This is a genomic window from Culturomica massiliensis, assembly GCF_900091655.1.
GTDB lineage: Bacteria > Bacteroidota > Bacteroidia > Bacteroidales > Marinifilaceae > Culturomica > Culturomica massiliensis.
In genome coordinates this window covers 3819521-3834973 of the sequence record NZ_LT594621.1, presented here as the reverse complement: position 1 = coordinate 3834973, position 15453 = coordinate 3819521, and the positions used below count along the sequence as shown (strand labels likewise).

The window sequence follows — 15453 nt, the reverse complement described above, 5'->3', positions numbered from 1 at the left end:
GGATTTTATTTAGTTGACTCTTGAATTGCTTCTTCCAGCGTATCCCACCAATCCCTGTTGATGATATGAACGATATCGAACAGCATAAGTCCGTCTCCTTTTTGCAAAGCCATTTTTACCGCCCGCTTAAATTGTTCCCGGTTGCCGTTGTACTGATCGACATAAATACTGCCCGTAACAGGCACATCGCCGCATACGATCTCTTTGGCCAATTGAGTACCGCCTTCTACAGAATACCAATAATCACGGCCTTCTCCCATCGCTGCCTCTGTGCGGTTTTTCATATTCGCCTCGTTCAATTGCTTCACCTCCTCAATCGTTACTTCGTTATAATACAGACCGGTCATGTATACATCCAGCAAATGGGCATATCCGGTTTTTTTATAGGAAGGCGTCGCCCAATCGTAATGCCTGGAAGGATCGTATTTCCGGCTTGCCCAATTTACGCCCAACTCATAATACACCGGATACCAGGCTCCCGTATAATCCCCCAGTAAAAGGTGACTATTGATCTTTTTTACTTCTTTCCGTACCTCTTCCATAAAAGAAGTAATCACCCAAGACCGCCATTCTACCCATTTTTTAAAATGTTTTCCCGGCTTCCACACATCCTTACCGTTTTCTTTGGTCCAATAAATCAAATCTTCCGGAAATTTCTCCACTTTTACCCGGGCGTATTTTTCGAATGCTTTTTTGGACAACTCACTGAAATCCGAGGTAATACCGTCATAACGTACCCGATCCAGCACGATTCCGTCCAGGTCCTTGTACTTTTTCACAACCTCTTTGATAATATCCAGCTCGTATTTCCGAACTTCCGGATTCGCGGGATTGAGCATCCCGTTATAATTCCAGGTCATTTCAGAAATAGGCATAATCCGGTCGATCCAATACACCTGCGACTGCCATTCCGGATGCTCTTTATAAATAATGCCTCGCTGATGGAAATTATGACCACCGCTAAAAACATTCATCGACGCATGTACCCTCAGACCGATCTTACGGGCCTCTTTTATAAAAATGCCCAACATATCATAATTTCCGGCACGCGTAATGCCTTTCCATTCACCCATGTAGGGGGCATAATCACTTTTGTAAAGCACTTCACCCATAATGGATTTGATATCCACCACCACATCCGTAAAACCGGTTTTCTTTACCTTATTTAAATAATAAGCAATCGAATCCGGATAACTCAAACGTTTGTAGTTAGCCTCACAATCAAACCACATGTACTTCGGTTTAACCTCTGCTTTTGCCCCAAGAACCAACATAATCAGAAGGGGCAGTAGTAATTTTTTAATCATCAATCCCAATTTTATTACATTAACCAATAATAAGTCTCAAAAAACGTTTATATAAATTGTAAATTTTAGATTGTAAATTTTAGATTATCTGGCAAGCTGATTCGGCATCAAATTCTTTCAGTCCAAAATCGTCAATTTAAAATCTGTAATTAAAACGTTCGTTTTTTTTAGTCGAAAACCGACCGGTCTATAAAATTCATCTTTCTTCTTGTCATTATTCCTTAATTTCCTGGCAAATAAAAGATTACTTGCCATTAGCGCCACACACTATTTATTAAATCACCTTAAAGAAAATCGACCATTATTATGGAACATTTACAATGTGCACCGTTTTATTTCTACAAACAACATAGAATAGCGAACAATTAGTAGACACATTTTAAAAACACGACAAATATAATTAAAAATATTTATTATAAAATGTTTTCAAGAAAATGTTTTTAAAAATATTTAAAAATAAATTTTAACACACTCACATCAACTGAGAATATGGCACAAAATCTTAAAATATAAGTATGGATTATTGAAAAAGAATAATAGATAGATCTATTATCTATCAGATATTTAAAATATCCGATTTTATCATACAATTCAGCGTGGCTTTACCGTTTTAGGATAAAGCCACACTGAAAATTTACACGGGCATCCCGTTTATATCCACACGGATCATATCGAAAGGGGTCAAAAAATGATCGAACAAAACGGCAAACTCCTCCCGGGAAACCGGGCGATTCGGCTTGTAATCCCGGAGTCCCAGATCTCCCCAGGCCTTCCGGATATGTTCAGCCGTAATTCCCTCTTTTTCCAAAAATACCCCCAGAGCCACCAACAAATTCTCCGTCTCTTCTACGGAAAGATATTCCCCGGAAGCTTCCATTTTAAACGTCGGATACAAATCGGCCAATCCCTGGCTCAACTCACTCACCCCGACAGGTTCATCCTTTCTAAACCAAGTTTCATTCGCCCAATTAATACTTCTGCCTTCTCCCTTCAGAATCCCGCAAACTCCGATTCGCTGCAACGCTTTGAAATGCGGATGATCCTTCGGCAAATCGATGTAGGGCATCAGATAACCACCGTTTTCCAACAGCACCTTCTGCACTTCGCGCACAGTCACCTCCCTTAGTTCTCTGTTTTCTTTAACAGCCAAAGCAGCCAATATTCCGGCAGCCTGCCCCAATTGGGTTACCACCGGTTGCAAGCGCGTACATCCGTTTACGATATTGGAAACGGACACCGATTTTTCTGCCACAATCAAATCCGTTACTTCTTTGGGAAGCAATACGCCCATCGGAACATTGTAAGAAGGTACCGGCCCGAATGTCAGGGATTTCAGCTCTTCCTGATTCGGATACGCCTGATGGTGGTGGTCCACCGGGTAATCGCCGACGGCAATCCCCGTACGATACAAGGTATAATCGTAAGGACGAAGTATCTGATTCACATTAAAACGCACCACGCCCTGTATACGACGGGATTCCCGGTGATACGGGATAAAAGGCAGCAAGTCTTCCGTCGGATACTCATCATCCGCCAAGCCCAGATTTTTACTTCCGAGTTCATGTTGCATATAATACAAATAGCACAAAGAACGGTGTTTGGCTTTCTTCAGTTCAGCTTCCCGTCCTTTCTCATCCATTTCGATAATATTCGTATAATAGTCATTGCCCTGCATCGGCCAATTGATCATATACTTGTTATTCGGCAATTTTCCATATCGCATCACCATATCGAAATCCCAGGGTTTCAACACGGAATCGGTACAATTCTGGGATTTACAGGAGCAGTAAAACAGAGAAGGATCATAATTTTCCGGACGTTCGATCGTCATATCCGCTTCCGGTCCATAATCTTTCAAAATCATGGCGTATGTCAGGTCCTGTATGATATCACAGTTTTTATCTCCGGCCCAGGCCTCTCCGCTGATATTCCGGTCCTCAATCCCGATATCGTACTTTACCCCGCAGGCTTTTGCCACATCCCCCAATTCTGTAGCATCGATCAGGATATCAGCTTCAAATACCTCCTGTTTTCCATTATGATCGGCCACGACTTTCCAGCCCGTTGCCGTTTTTTCTGCGGAAATAAACTTTGTCTCATATTGTACCGTCAGATTAGGCTCACGGGCTGCCATATTTTTGTATATCCGGGCACCGACAGAGGGTTCGAACAACACATTGCTCACCCAACCGGTAGCCAGAGCCCCCAGACTCCCGTAGTGAGCCACCAAGCTATCCCTGAATTCACCGAATATCCCGGCCGGCATTCTGTAATTACCGTCTACGGCACTGACGCCTGCCGATGTCAACATACCTCCCAGCCACAAATGTTCTTCCAATATGATCGTCTTTGCTCCCAGACGTGCCGACTGAATACCCGCAGCCACACCGCTGGCACTTCCTCCGATCACCAAAACCTCGGTTTTAGGCCCGGAGCAAGCGCTGCAAAAAAACAAAGCGGCAAATACAACCGATAAAATTATTCTATTTTTCATTAGCCGATACCATTAAAGTTTTATACCGAAATGTTCACAATACCGCTCATACAAACAGGGCGCCTGCAGATAGGCCGAATTAGGACTCATAAAATGAGAAAATTCAAATGTTATGGCATTTTCCATACCGGCCTTCCGGGCTGCTTCCAATTTCAATAACAATTTCTCCCATTTGATCGGGAAAAACCGAATCGGCATATCCCGGTCAAAAGACTCGATGTTGGTCCAGCAATGCATACCGTATTTATCGGCCAGCTTCTTATTGATCTCCAGGTAGCCGGGCAACTCATGATAATCGACCTGACCGTCCTGAAATGCTAAAATATCCACAGCCCCCTTCACATTATCCAAAATCTCATTCCACTCCGCTTCATGCTGCTGCACAGAAATTGCCTGATCTCCGGACATCACCTGATCGGTTTTTACGCCATGAATATAAGGCGAAACCAATGTCGTCAGATTCCCGGATACAGCTTTGGCATGTTTGCCGACTTCAGCGTAAATTTTCGACATATTTTTGGTGCGGCGGCTGATTTCCTGTGACAAATACCATCCCTGGAAAGAGCGATGATGCCCGTATTTTTTCCATACTTCATCAATCAACCGCATATTCAAATCGATCTCCTTCTGAAAAGAACCCTCTATCCAATATTTCCCGGAATCATACATACCGAAAAAATATTTCATATCGTATTTATCAGCCAAAGTCAAAAACAATTCGACCAGATCTACAGGAGGATAATACACATCTTCCGTAGCCAACAGCGAATCGAAAGGAGAAGCGATCCATTTTCCCAGGCCCGAACGAATCATAACGACAGTGTCGATCCCCATTCTCTTCATCGCCCTGAAATCGGCATCCCATTCCTTTATCCCCCAATTCTGATGGGGAATATCCCAACTGACCTCATCCAAAAAAGTCGCTTTAATCGGCATCCCCTTAAATATTCCCGGTGTTTCGAAACGCTTGTTGTCCAATTTTTCCGAAGCCCGGCTTCCACTTTCCATCGCCCCTAATTTTTCCAAATCCACATGCCCCTCTGAGGCTGAAAGCATCGACGGCAGCATAAAAGCAGAAGCTCCACAAGCCATTTTTTTCAAAAAATCCCTTCGGTTATTCGATCCTTTTTCCATAGTAAATTAGTTTTACACAATTATTATATAGCATTCATTCATTTCACCATTCATACGTCATCGGTCAGGTTCTCCAAAACCACCGGATACGCGTAAACAAAACAGCCACCCCAGCAGATAGCATCGTCAAAACGATTCCCTTCAAAAACCCCAGCCATGCGTTATTGTCCAACAGCTCCAGATAAGGAGTCATCCCCAGTAATCCCAGCAAAGGCATAACGACCAGACTCGTCGCAACATAAGCAATCATCGGATTTTGTCCGGCCATAATCAAAAATTTCAAAGCCTTCCGGTACGGATAGTAATCACACATTATATTGAAAAAAAGCAAGGCCATAAAAGCCAGACCGGAAGTCACAAAATAATAACTGTACGTAGAATGATCCTTACGAATTCCCCCTTCGAAAGCTTCGAAAAAAAGTCCCAGCAACAACAGATAACCTCCCGTATAAAATAACTTTTTCCAAAGCCGCTCATAATCACCCGCCCCTTTCCGTAACAATAACAATCCGAAAATCAGCAATAAAACGGTCACACAAAGATTTACCAATAGCCAACGGGCATACAAACCGCATAAGTTACCCACAATCAACCCAAGCGTCAATATGATCAAACAAACGGGCACACATTTTCTTCTGTTATCCTTTGAAGAGCTTGCCTGCCGCATCCACTCCTGTAAATACTCTCCGGCTACAATTCCCGGAATAACAATAAACAGATACTTCAGATAATTAAAATGATACATCCAGGGAACCGGCGTATAATCAAACAAAACCTTCACCCAGGAACCCTCTGTCGTACTTCCGAGAAACACAGCCATCACGAAAGGCAATACGCCAACACATACCCAAGGCTTCCCAAACGTCAGAATATAAATGCATGATCCGAAAACAGCCATGTTCGCCAATACCAGTACAATAATATTGCTGTATCCGAAAGAAAATTCCCTTCCTCCGGCATAAGACAGATTCACCAAAATCAAAGCTCCGACCAAAAAAGCCCCGGCCTTTACCGCACGGTGTCCCCACTCCGGCAACTTAAACGGGAGCCGCATAAACATCGGAAACAGCAAAACAAATCCACCCAGCGATATAAGCCAGGCCCGGCTGTCCTGGGGCGAACTCAACGTCCAGGGGTATAAATGCTGTATGTAAATGGCAAAAAAAGTAAGTTGCCCCCCTCTCAGCAAAGCAGCTTTCAATAAACAAACCCGGGAAACACCTCCAGCAAGTTTTTTACCGATAGAAAAAGGGAAAGCCGCTCCCATAGCAAACAGAAAAAAAGGAAAAACCAAATCCACCCATGTGATTCCATATACCGTCGGATCAAAATGATGATCAGGAGGAGGAACCTGTGCATGATACATCCAACCGGGTAAAATGCCGAAGGCAATCGTTGCCGAAAGTATCATCGTCAAAATAGCATAGCCTCTTAAAGCATCCAAAGAATAAGCTCTCTTATCAGCACACATCAGTAATAAACTATTTTTTAATTGTAGATTTTCAGATTGACGATTTTAGATTGAATCCACAATTCCCCCTGTAACTCCAAAAAACCGTAAATCTAAATGAAAATATCCCAAGCAATTTCAAAATTTCGCTCAAATATACACCACTTTTTTAAATTTACAAGCATTATTATTAAATTATTTTAAAATATAGTTTTTAATACTGCGAATTGAAACTTACCAATTAACCTTCAACGTTTGTCGAACGTTTTAATTACAGATTTTATATTGACGATTTTAGACTGAAAGAATTGATCACGAATCTGGTTGCCGGATAATTTAAAATTTACAATCTAAAATTTACAATTTATATGAACTTTGAAAAACAAAAAACGGAGTCTGAAAATGAATTCAGACTCCGTTTTTCACACGTACTACAATTACAAATTCTTTACCGATAGGTCAGAATTTATACGATACCCCCAAAGAAGCTGTAATAGCACTGGATGTATAATGTCCGCTAAAAGTATCGATCTGGGTCGGTATTACGATATTATTATAGGTATAGGAACCGTCCCGCCCGATACCCTGAATATACAGGAATGCAAAATCGAATTGCAGATTTTTATACGGTTCGAAAGACAATCCGGCAGACATACCGATTTTATTCATACCCGGTGTTTCCGGATTATAATTATTCTTACGAATCGGACTTTGGTCGAAATATACACCGGCACGAACATCCAGGCGGTCCGTTGCCTTATACTCGGCACCGATACGCGCTATAATGGTATTTTTATAATCCTTCTTAGCCTTAATCGGTGAAATTCCCAATTCCGGTTCATTAAAATAAACATTCAGCGAATCGTAAGCATTCCATCCGACATATTGTAAATCCAATGCCAACTCCCAACGGTTTGTCGGCCGGTAACTAACGCCGATAGTCGTATTGGAAGGGAGGGGCAATTCTGCCCGGAACGATCCCTGATCGTATTTAGGCACGGCAAACATCGGCGCCAATTTTCCTAAAGTTCCCATCAAATCCTCCACAGCGCGATTGGCATAGTCCAAAGAAGCATCTCCTTCTTTTACCCGCATTTTTATTTTAGAACGATAGGATATCCCTACTGATACTTTATCGGAAATGTCATACAACACGCCGATATTAAATCCGGCACGCACACCGGCTTTCCCATCCAGTGTTGCCGCTGCAGGCGGGAACTTATTATCCCGGATCGTCTCGACAAAATATTTCTTTTGCTCTTCGGGCAACGGCAACTGCTCGATAATATTACCGATCATCTGAAAATCGGCCGTACTCATAAGAGCCCGGGATAAATTGACATTTCCGATCGCCAACATCAAACCCACACCCACACTCAATTTATCCGTAATCTTATAAGAAAGAGTCGGTTGTAACACATAAGATCTCAACGAAATATCCTGTATTAAATTGACTCCCGCCCAATTTTTCGGCCATTTCAAGCCATTCCCGTAAGGTGTCGTCAAACTGATTCCGGCTGCCAGATTATCGTATATCCGGTAACCGGCATAGGCATATAAAGGCGTACTTAACGGATTATCCGTCTTTGCCGAATAACCGTCATGGGTATACTTAGCCTTAGCTGCGACAGCCGACACGCCGACTGAAATGTCCATATGGTTGTTCAGCCAAACAAGCCCGGCCGGATTAAAATGCATACTCTCAGCCCCCAGTTTCATTCCCGTTCCGACATGTCCCATGCCCGTCTGTTTAGCGCTCAAAACATTTACCTGATATCCTTCTGCAAACACTGAATTTCCCAATATACAGGCCAAAGCCCAAATCATTAATTTTCTCATTCAATTATTATTTCATTTATACCTCAGAAAAACGGAAACCGGACAAAAAAGTTTTCCTTTACCGTCATTCAATTTCACTTAAAGGCGGCAAAATTAACATATAATTCCGGGCTTGTTTCTACTTTACGGTATGTTATCGGGAAGAGCCGAATAAACGCCAGCGCTATATTTATTCCAACACCAAGGACAGGCGTGTCCTTTGATTGGCTTTTACCGGTAAATCGGACAGAAGGATACGACGGTTGCGGACCCGTCCGTTTTGCCTGTAACTGATGATAAGCGTACAATCGAAATTATCCGGGAGAGTCGGGAAATAAACACCTTCGTAATATCCTGTTTCCGGATTATGCCGCAAGGTATGAAAGATGGCATAAGGAGAGGTACTCTCTGTAAATTGGCCGGAACAGCTATAACGACCGTCCGTATGAAAATTATTATACATCCGGTTGACGGAAAAACCGATTGAAATCGTATGTAAGACAATATCCGGGGCCACCTTTTTCATATCAACCTGTACCAACCCCGTAATTCTTCTAAGGACAACAGATTTTACCCCCGGACTACCGGCTGTGAAAGACAGACCGGCAAAAAAATAATCGTGGTATACTGCAGCGCGGGACCTCTGTTCGGCAGCGACCCATATATCTCCCAATGCCGGTTCTGCCTGTACCTCAACAGGCGGATACCCGACAGGCGTATAATTTACAACCCGCCCTTCCCCAAGCACACACATCCGGTATTCACCGGCGGGCAAAGTAACCCGGAAACCGGATTCTATTTCAGTTTCGGTCAGGACCTCCTCCTGTACACGGTCACCGGATTCGTTATAAATGATATACCTTATCTGGCTCACAACATCAGAAACGGCAGCGGTCGTCCTCATCCGGAACGGGTCTTCATATACGTCCATAAATGCAATGACAGAAGTAGGGAGAAAAAACGTCTCGGTTATTGTACTTTCCGGTATAATACACTCCTCAGGCATATCTTCCGAACAAGAAAAACAGAAAAACAGAAAAATAAAAAGATAATATATCGGTATCCGTTTCATGGCTAAAAATTTGGTAATGGATAATCTTCCGGGCATTCCGGTGCCGGCAACACCATATTAATCAGATGATCCCTGGACATGGTAGCATCCGATTTCAGAAAATAATTATAACCCACAAAATCCGAACCGGAAATCCCGTCATTCCAGGTAGCATCTATAGCATAGTATTTCCCATCTACCCGGACAATATTCCAGGCATGGGGCACAGTGGATCCATTCGAAAACAACGCATCACCGCCTACAAAAATAGCTTGAATACCCGTACGCTGCAATAGATATTGTAACGTCCGGGCATACCCCTCGCATACCACTTTCCCAGTCACTAACCCGCCGATAATGTTTCCACCGAAGGAAGAGGTCATTCCTCCGTAACTGACACTTCTCAGAAACAGATCGTGAACCGTTTTTACCTTTTCAAACTCAGACAGGCCCGAAGGAACACGATCCAAAAGTTTACCGGCAGCGGAGATGACCAGCTCCGTTCTCATATCGAAAGTGGGCCGCATGGCAATCAGGTCCATACGATAACTGATGACTTGTCCGGCAGGGTCCAGCCGGTACGATGTGATAATCCCGGTATTGAACATGATAGCCATATCGTTCAGCAAAGAACGGGACACCCTCAGAAATTCCTCCTTAGTGAATCTTCCTCTTAAATCGCCTGTCAGTTCAACGATAAGCCGTTCTCCGGGCCTAAGTGTTTCGGTAAAATTGTTGGCTTTATCAAACATAGACCGGTACAACTTTTTTTCCAACGTATCCCGAAGTTGGTTGTAATAATAAAAAACATCGGCTGCGTTCAATAAGTCAATCCCTTCATCTGGAAGCGGTGAAGGCAATACCCCCTGTCCGGCATCGGGAAGCAGTATATCCGCTTCCCAATCCGAAACCTGAATTGCATATCCGCCGTCTTCCCCCGGAATTTCCGCTATTGTCAATTTATATGCCGTATTCTTCCGGGAACAGAGTAAAACACGTTTTGCCACAACCCGTCCATCGGGATCATTTCGAAGCTTTACAATCAGATGGGTTCCGTCCGGACCTCCGTCGTCCGGATAGAGATAACAAACGGGCTTATGGATATTCATCTGATCGATCGTTTCATTTACAGGAAGAAGCAGGGAAACCGAACGCTCCGGGAAGATTCCTTCCCGGAAAAGATATCCACCGGTCCTTCCGTTTACGATTTCAACCGATACGACGCTTAATTCACGCTGCCGTTCCGGGCTCATCCCATCCGCTGCCGCAATATATACTTTGGCAAAAGTACGGTCGAATTTTATATCTCCACCGGGCATATCCGTTCCCCCGGCCCGAAAAGATACTTTTGCCGACATGACAAAATGCGTACTATCCCCATTCAGAGAATCCCTGGTGAATAATCCGTCAAACCTTGATACGTCGAAAACGGACTCAGGCTCCATATCCAATGGATCGGAAAGGGCCGAAGCATTAACCACGAAATAAGCGCATACGGTTTGCCCGGCATACGCGGCGGGAATGACGGTGTGTACGCGCACTCCTGATCCACCCGGCAAAACAACAGCATCGACTTTTTTAATAAACCGACCGGAAGAAGGCGCAACAAAAAAGACAGTCGCATTCCGGATTACGTCCGCACCGGACACATCCGTTCCTGCCGGAACGTTGGTTACAACAGAAAAACGAGTCTCACCGTCAACGGGCAAAAGCTCATCCTCACCCCGCGTGCAAGCAGCCAGCAACGACAGTGCGACAAGCCCGACCATATGTATTTTTATTCGTAACCTATTCATACGACAATATCTTTAATTACCCCCTCAAACAAGCCATTATCTATAAATTCCGACAACATTTTTGATCCTTCCAAAAGGAAAAATCATCCTTTATTCACCCGACAAGGTCTTCTGTAACCGTATCTCCCGGAATCCAATCGTTTATAATTCCGGACAACTCCACCTCCAGATCATCTGCATGTATCGTAATATCATATGTATACACCGTCCCTTTCTGAAAATGCCGGTCTGCTTTCAACACATAATGATAAATTTTACCGTCATTCGTTACGGTAAACAATCGGTTTGACATTCCCACTGTCTGAGGAATAACAATAGCCTGATATACGTTTTCTCCAACAGAACGCAAAGGAGTAACCGGAGTAATCGTTCCTGTTGCTTCTCCGAGCTCTCCGTCGGCCAGGTTCAATTGAACGGAGGGTTTTGTACCCTCGATTAAGACAATGGGAGAATGGAGCGTAACACCGATTCCGGCTTTCAAGCTGATTCTGATTTTTGACAGTTGATGCTCGAATATCACTTGTGGAGGCCTACGTTGTAACGTTTCAACCTCCAATAATCGTCCCCACAACAAATCCGACTGTTTCAATGCTTCCGGTGTCGATTGCTCCCGTCTTACAGAAAAAGACAACACATTTCCCTCAGCTAAACCTTCAGACACATAAGGTCCATAAGCATAAAGATCGACCCGGTGGATTCCGGCCGGATAAAAAGCAGGATTCAAAGGCTTCATCGTCTCTCCGTCCAGACGAAGCCTCAGGTTATCGAACAGGTTGCCGGCAGGTTTCAATGTTCCGGGAACAGAAGCTTCCGGACGATTTACGACATACAAACCGAGAATATCTTCCGGAGAAAAAGAAGCGTATTCGGATTCAAATGTTCGTGTCATCCCGTTAAAAGCCACTTCTTCAACCTTACTTTTCGTTTCATGTATAAAACAGGATTGAAAAAACAGAATCAGAACGATCAGGAATAGCCCCCTTGTATTTGTATTGACAATCATATGTAAAAAATAATTTTACCGGCAATCGGATACGGCCAGTTGTTTATATTGATAATAACATTTCAAATATAAGCCAAATAATATTAACATGAATTAACATTTCGTTCGAAAGTATTATCATTTCGTCCCGGTTCTCCGAAAATCACCATAAAATAAATATCAAAGCAATTACTTTATCAACAAAACGCCATCGGGACATTTTTATCACCGGATGACAAATTTGGAAGTTTAATTGTATCTTTGTAAAACAATGCGAAAAGATATGATTGAATTTATCCTTACAGAAGAATATATCGAACTCATCCGGCTTTTAAAACTTGTCCGGATTGCAGATTCCGGCGGAATGGCTAAAATGCTGGTCGAAAACGGGGAGGTAAAGCGCAACGGAGAAACGGAATACCGGAAACGGGCAAAAATAAAGGCAGGAGAAACAATCGAAGTCGCAGGAGAAACAATCCGGGTAAAAGCCTGAATCAGTGACTTTGTAATCTTTTCTTTTCAATCTCGAAAGCAATCCGGTGGCTTTCCAACGAAGTTTCTATATTGGTCAGCAAAGCATCCGGATTTTTTTCCCGTATGGAACGGATGAAATCACCAACGATATAGAGATCGGCTCCTCCATGGTAATTACACTCGCCGGAACTATCCGTAAAATCATATACCTCATCAGTCAGTCCGGGCTGAAAATACTTTATTGTCAACGATTTTTCATTTCCCGACAATTCACCACCGCTAAACATGATGTGTGTTTTCCTTGCTCCTTCTCTGGTAAAGGCATCCATAGAAAAATTGACCGTCACATCATTTTCCATCCGCATGGAAACGACCTGATGATCGACAACATCATTGTCGCAACGATATACACAACGCCCGTAAGGCCCTTCCCGCAATTCTTTTAATATAACTTCGTCTGCATCCCCTTCCTCCGGCAAATCGAAATGGCGCAACCAACGTTTCTGGCGGTAATACAAATGAATCGCAGAATAAGGACATGTTTTTTCAACAAGGCAACCATCGGTACAACGGGCTGTACTTCCGGCAGGAGCATTGCTTTCCTTAAACCATTTCAAAGACCCGAAAGAACTGACTTCCCGGCATTTTTTTCCCGTCAGCCAGACCAACAAATCCAAATCGTGACAGGCCTTAGACAAAATCATCGGATTCGTCTCTTCCTCCCGCCTCCAGAGCCCCCGCACAAAAGCATGGGTCATTCGTTCGATTCCGACCTCCTCCTGATGATTTAAAGTAATCATCTCTCCTAATTTGCCGCTATCGATAACTTCCCGGATTTTACGGAAATAAGGATGATAGCGCAACACATGACAAACCCCGACAATACAGTTATTTTCCCGGGCCTTCCGAACGATATCCAAACATTGCTGCCAACTTTGGGCAATCGGTTTTTCCAACAAAATATGATATCCTTTTTCCAGAGCCATCATTGCCGGCCGGTAATGCAAATGATCCGGCGTACATAAAAAAACAGCATCGGCAACTTTAGGACCGGACAAAAAATCCTCCCAGGAAGCAAAACAACGGGCAGGCAATAATTTAAAAGAAGTCGCATAATGCTGACGGCGAGCCTCATTGGGATCGACCACAGCAACCAATTCAACCTCTTCGGGATGCATGCGTATGTATTCAGCATAGGCATTCATCCGGTTACCGGCTCCGATCGCTACAATTGTTACCTTTTGCACGTTTTCAAATTCTGATTTTATCTCAATACATTTCCAACATATCTTTCAGCGAACCGAGGTAATATTTTTTCCATCCTTCCACAATCTCGTCATACACCTCTTCCGGAATATTCGAGTGTTCCAAAACAACCTGCGTATTCCCGCTGCCCTCTTTACGCAATTCAATCCTTACGACAGAAGGATGTTCCGTCTCTCCGAAAAACCACTCCTGTACCAACCGTTTATTCGGGACAATTTCCAGATTCACCCCCGCAATATCTCCTTCCCACAAAGAAAACTCATAACCGGCTTCGGGTTTCATATCAGCCGGATAACCGCTCCACAATTCAATCTGAAACGGATTTGTCAAAGCCGAGAATACCTCTTCGGGCTCGGCAGCAATCTTCAATTTATAGTTAAAATCCATATTATTCATTTCAATGGGATATTGCAAATATAGTACCGTCCGGACAAATTTCAAACATCTTTCTCCCGAAAGGCATCCAATAAAGAAAAAATATCCGCAGGCCGGTTCTCTTCCGGATAAAGTTCTTTCAGCAAACAGGATGCGGCCACTGTAATTTCCTGCTTCTCCCAGTAAACCGGATGAACGTAATTCAAATATTTCAATACCCGGAAAGCATTGAAGTTATCGAAAAAACGCTTCCGGAATTGCTTGTCAGACGCACTGTTCGCCTTTACTTCAGCAATCCGGTTCTCAAAATCATGTTCCGACAAAAACGCTCTTAAACTTTCCGGCTGCTTTCCAATCCAAAGCGTTAATTCCGCCTCCGTCATGCAATACATCGAAGCCACCGAATCGAAAAAAACCTTCAACACCTGAAAAGCCTCCAAATGATAAGTATTAAAATGCCCCCCGGTTTCCATAATCTGGCGGACAGCTTGCCCCGTTCCAAACGGAGTACGTTCCGACAAACGGGCAGCCGGAAACACACAGGTTGCCGGCAAACGGGCAAAACGCCCTGTCGCTATCAATTTCTGAATAAAATAAAAGTCTTCTCCGGCCTGTCGTTTGCTCATTCCGCCTTCAGCCGCATAATCCAAAGCACGGACGGCAAAAGCCGATCCCAGACAGGTATATGCATACGGATGTCCGATATATTCCAGGCACATCCGGTAATAACGCAAATACAGCTCATACCTGCACATAGCCGCCAATTGCTCCTGCTTTATATTTTCCGGCCAGATGTGTTTATAGGCAAGGGCAACGCCGGCACGGTTATTATTCCGGAAAGCTTCTGATACTGCCGTACAATAATTTTTCTCAACCAACGTATCGGCATCCAACGAAGCAATGACCCCATCAGGCAGCCCCCGGTCATAAAAATAACGGGCAGCCGCATCCATCGCTATTTTTCGGGCAACACCGACACCGGATTGCTTCGCCGGCAAATCGAACGCCCGGCAGATCCGGAATTGCATCCCGGTATCCGGTTGAGCGGACACATATTCCAGCAACTTCACATACAGGGCTTCGTTCCTCTTTTTAACATCCGCTCCGCAATCTTCGGCGTAATTTACCAGAACGATCACACCTACCGGCCCGGAGGTCAAAGAACAGGCTGCCAGAGAATCGATCGTAAAAAAAATATCCGGGTCATCATAAACCGGAATGGTAACGATAAGAGAAAGCGTATCCGGGAAGTCCGGAACGATAACGGGAGGATTTTTTGAAAAATAGCGATCAAAAACTTTCATGC

Annotated in this window: 12 protein-coding genes; 1 reads left to right on the top strand and 11 read right to left on the bottom strand. The window is 43.8% G+C overall.

Annotated features, from left to right (window positions below; all coding sequences use genetic code 11):
- Positions 1-5: 5 nt before the first annotated feature.
- The 8 genes from BN8908_RS16955 to BN8908_RS16920 form a co-directional block, all read right to left on the bottom strand.
- The gene (locus BN8908_RS16955; protein ID WP_021986831.1) at positions 6-1307 is read right to left on the bottom strand and encodes an alpha amylase family protein; all 1302 of its coding nucleotides are present in this window, start codon (positions 1305-1307) and stop codon (positions 6-8) included.
- A 634-nt stretch (positions 1308-1941) separates the two neighbouring features.
- The gene (locus BN8908_RS16950) at positions 1942-3801 is read right to left on the bottom strand and encodes an FAD-dependent oxidoreductase (protein WP_068691798.1); all 1860 of its coding nucleotides are present in this window, start codon (positions 3799-3801) and stop codon (positions 1942-1944) included.
- Positions 3802-3813: 12 nt separating this feature from the next.
- Complete coding sequence (locus tag BN8908_RS16945; protein ID WP_068691796.1) at positions 3814-4935, bottom strand: DUF4434 domain-containing protein; 1122 nt, start codon at positions 4933-4935, stop codon at positions 3814-3816.
- A gap of 64 nt (positions 4936-4999) precedes the next feature.
- On the bottom strand, positions 5000-6406 hold the full coding sequence (locus BN8908_RS16940; protein WP_068691795.1) for a DUF5009 domain-containing protein: 1407 nt from the start codon (positions 6404-6406) through the stop codon (positions 5000-5002).
- A 438-nt stretch (positions 6407-6844) separates the two neighbouring features.
- Entirely contained in the window at positions 6845-8224 is a 1380-nt protein-coding gene (locus tag BN8908_RS16935) for an OmpP1/FadL family transporter (protein WP_068691794.1), read from the bottom strand.
- Between the two features lie 169 nt (positions 8225-8393).
- Positions 8394-9275, bottom strand: coding sequence for a FimB/Mfa2 family fimbrial subunit (locus BN8908_RS16930; protein WP_161945892.1), 882 nt, complete (start codon positions 9273-9275; stop codon positions 8394-8396).
- 2 nt (positions 9276-9277) lie between these two features.
- Positions 9278-11050, bottom strand: coding sequence for a transglutaminase domain-containing protein (locus tag BN8908_RS16925; RefSeq protein ID WP_148453393.1), 1773 nt, complete (start codon positions 11048-11050; stop codon positions 9278-9280).
- Between the two features lie 94 nt (positions 11051-11144).
- Positions 11145-12053 carry a fimbrillin family protein gene (locus BN8908_RS16920; protein ID WP_068691788.1) on the bottom strand — a complete coding sequence of 303 codons (909 nt, stop codon included), beginning with the start codon at positions 12051-12053 and terminating at the stop codon, positions 11145-11147.
- Positions 12054-12315: 262 nt separating this feature from the next.
- Between BN8908_RS16920 and BN8908_RS16915 the strand changes: the two genes are divergently transcribed.
- The gene (locus BN8908_RS16915) at positions 12316-12525 is read left to right on the top strand and encodes an RNA-binding S4 domain-containing protein (RefSeq protein ID WP_021986839.1); all 210 of its coding nucleotides are present in this window, start codon (positions 12316-12318) and stop codon (positions 12523-12525) included.
- Between the two features lies 1 nt (position 12526).
- Here BN8908_RS16915 and BN8908_RS16910 read toward each other — a convergent pair whose 3' ends face one another.
- From BN8908_RS16910 to BN8908_RS16900, 3 genes are read right to left on the bottom strand one after another with little or no spacing between them, the layout of a single operon-like run.
- The gene (locus BN8908_RS16910) at positions 12527-13753 is read right to left on the bottom strand and encodes a Gfo/Idh/MocA family protein (RefSeq protein WP_021986840.1); all 1227 of its coding nucleotides are present in this window, start codon (positions 13751-13753) and stop codon (positions 12527-12529) included.
- A 22-nt stretch (positions 13754-13775) separates the two neighbouring features.
- Positions 13776-14159, bottom strand: coding sequence for an SRPBCC domain-containing protein (locus BN8908_RS16905; RefSeq protein WP_068692413.1), 384 nt, complete (start codon positions 14157-14159; stop codon positions 13776-13778).
- A 50-nt stretch (positions 14160-14209) separates the two neighbouring features.
- A complete protein-coding gene (locus BN8908_RS16900) occupies positions 14210-15451 on the bottom strand; it encodes a glycosyltransferase family A protein (RefSeq protein ID WP_068691785.1) in 1242 nt (413 codons plus the stop codon).
- Positions 15452-15453: the final 2 nt, after the last annotated feature.

What these genes read in the sequence shown, in the direction of transcription:
- BN8908_RS16930 (WP_161945892.1), bottom strand. Translation starts at nt 9,275, where the DNA reads ATGAAACGGATACCGATATATTATCTTTTTATTTTTCTGTTTTTCTGT.
- BN8908_RS16940 (WP_068691795.1), bottom strand. Translation starts at nt 6,406, where the DNA reads ATGTGTGCTGATAAGAGAGCTTATTCTTTGGATGCTTTAAGAGGCTAT.
- BN8908_RS16920 (WP_068691788.1), bottom strand. Translation starts at nt 12,053, where the DNA reads ATGATTGTCAATACAAATACAAGGGGGCTATTCCTGATCGTTCTGATT.
- BN8908_RS16935 (WP_068691794.1), bottom strand. Translation starts at nt 8,224, where the DNA reads ATGAGAAAATTAATGATTTGGGCTTTGGCCTGTATATTGGGAAATTCA.
- BN8908_RS16905 (WP_068692413.1), bottom strand. Translation starts at nt 14,159, where the DNA reads ATGGATTTTAACTATAAATTGAAGATTGCTGCCGAGCCCGAAGAGGTA.
- BN8908_RS16955 (WP_021986831.1), bottom strand. Translation starts at nt 1,307, where the DNA reads ATGATTAAAAAATTACTACTGCCCCTTCTGATTATGTTGGTTCTTGGG.
- BN8908_RS16945 (WP_068691796.1), bottom strand. Translation starts at nt 4,935, where the DNA reads ATGGAAAAAGGATCGAATAACCGAAGGGATTTTTTGAAAAAAATGGCT.
- BN8908_RS16925 (WP_148453393.1), bottom strand. Translation starts at nt 11,050, where the DNA reads ATGAATAGGTTACGAATAAAAATACATATGGTCGGGCTTGTCGCACTG.
- BN8908_RS16950 (WP_068691798.1), bottom strand. Translation starts at nt 3,801, where the DNA reads ATGAAAAATAGAATAATTTTATCGGTTGTATTTGCCGCTTTGTTTTTT.
- BN8908_RS16915 (WP_021986839.1), top strand. Translation starts at nt 12,316, where the DNA reads ATGATTGAATTTATCCTTACAGAAGAATATATCGAACTCATCCGGCTT.
- BN8908_RS16900 (WP_068691785.1), bottom strand. Translation starts at nt 15,451, where the DNA reads ATGAAAGTTTTTGATCGCTATTTTTCAAAAAATCCTCCCGTTATCGTT.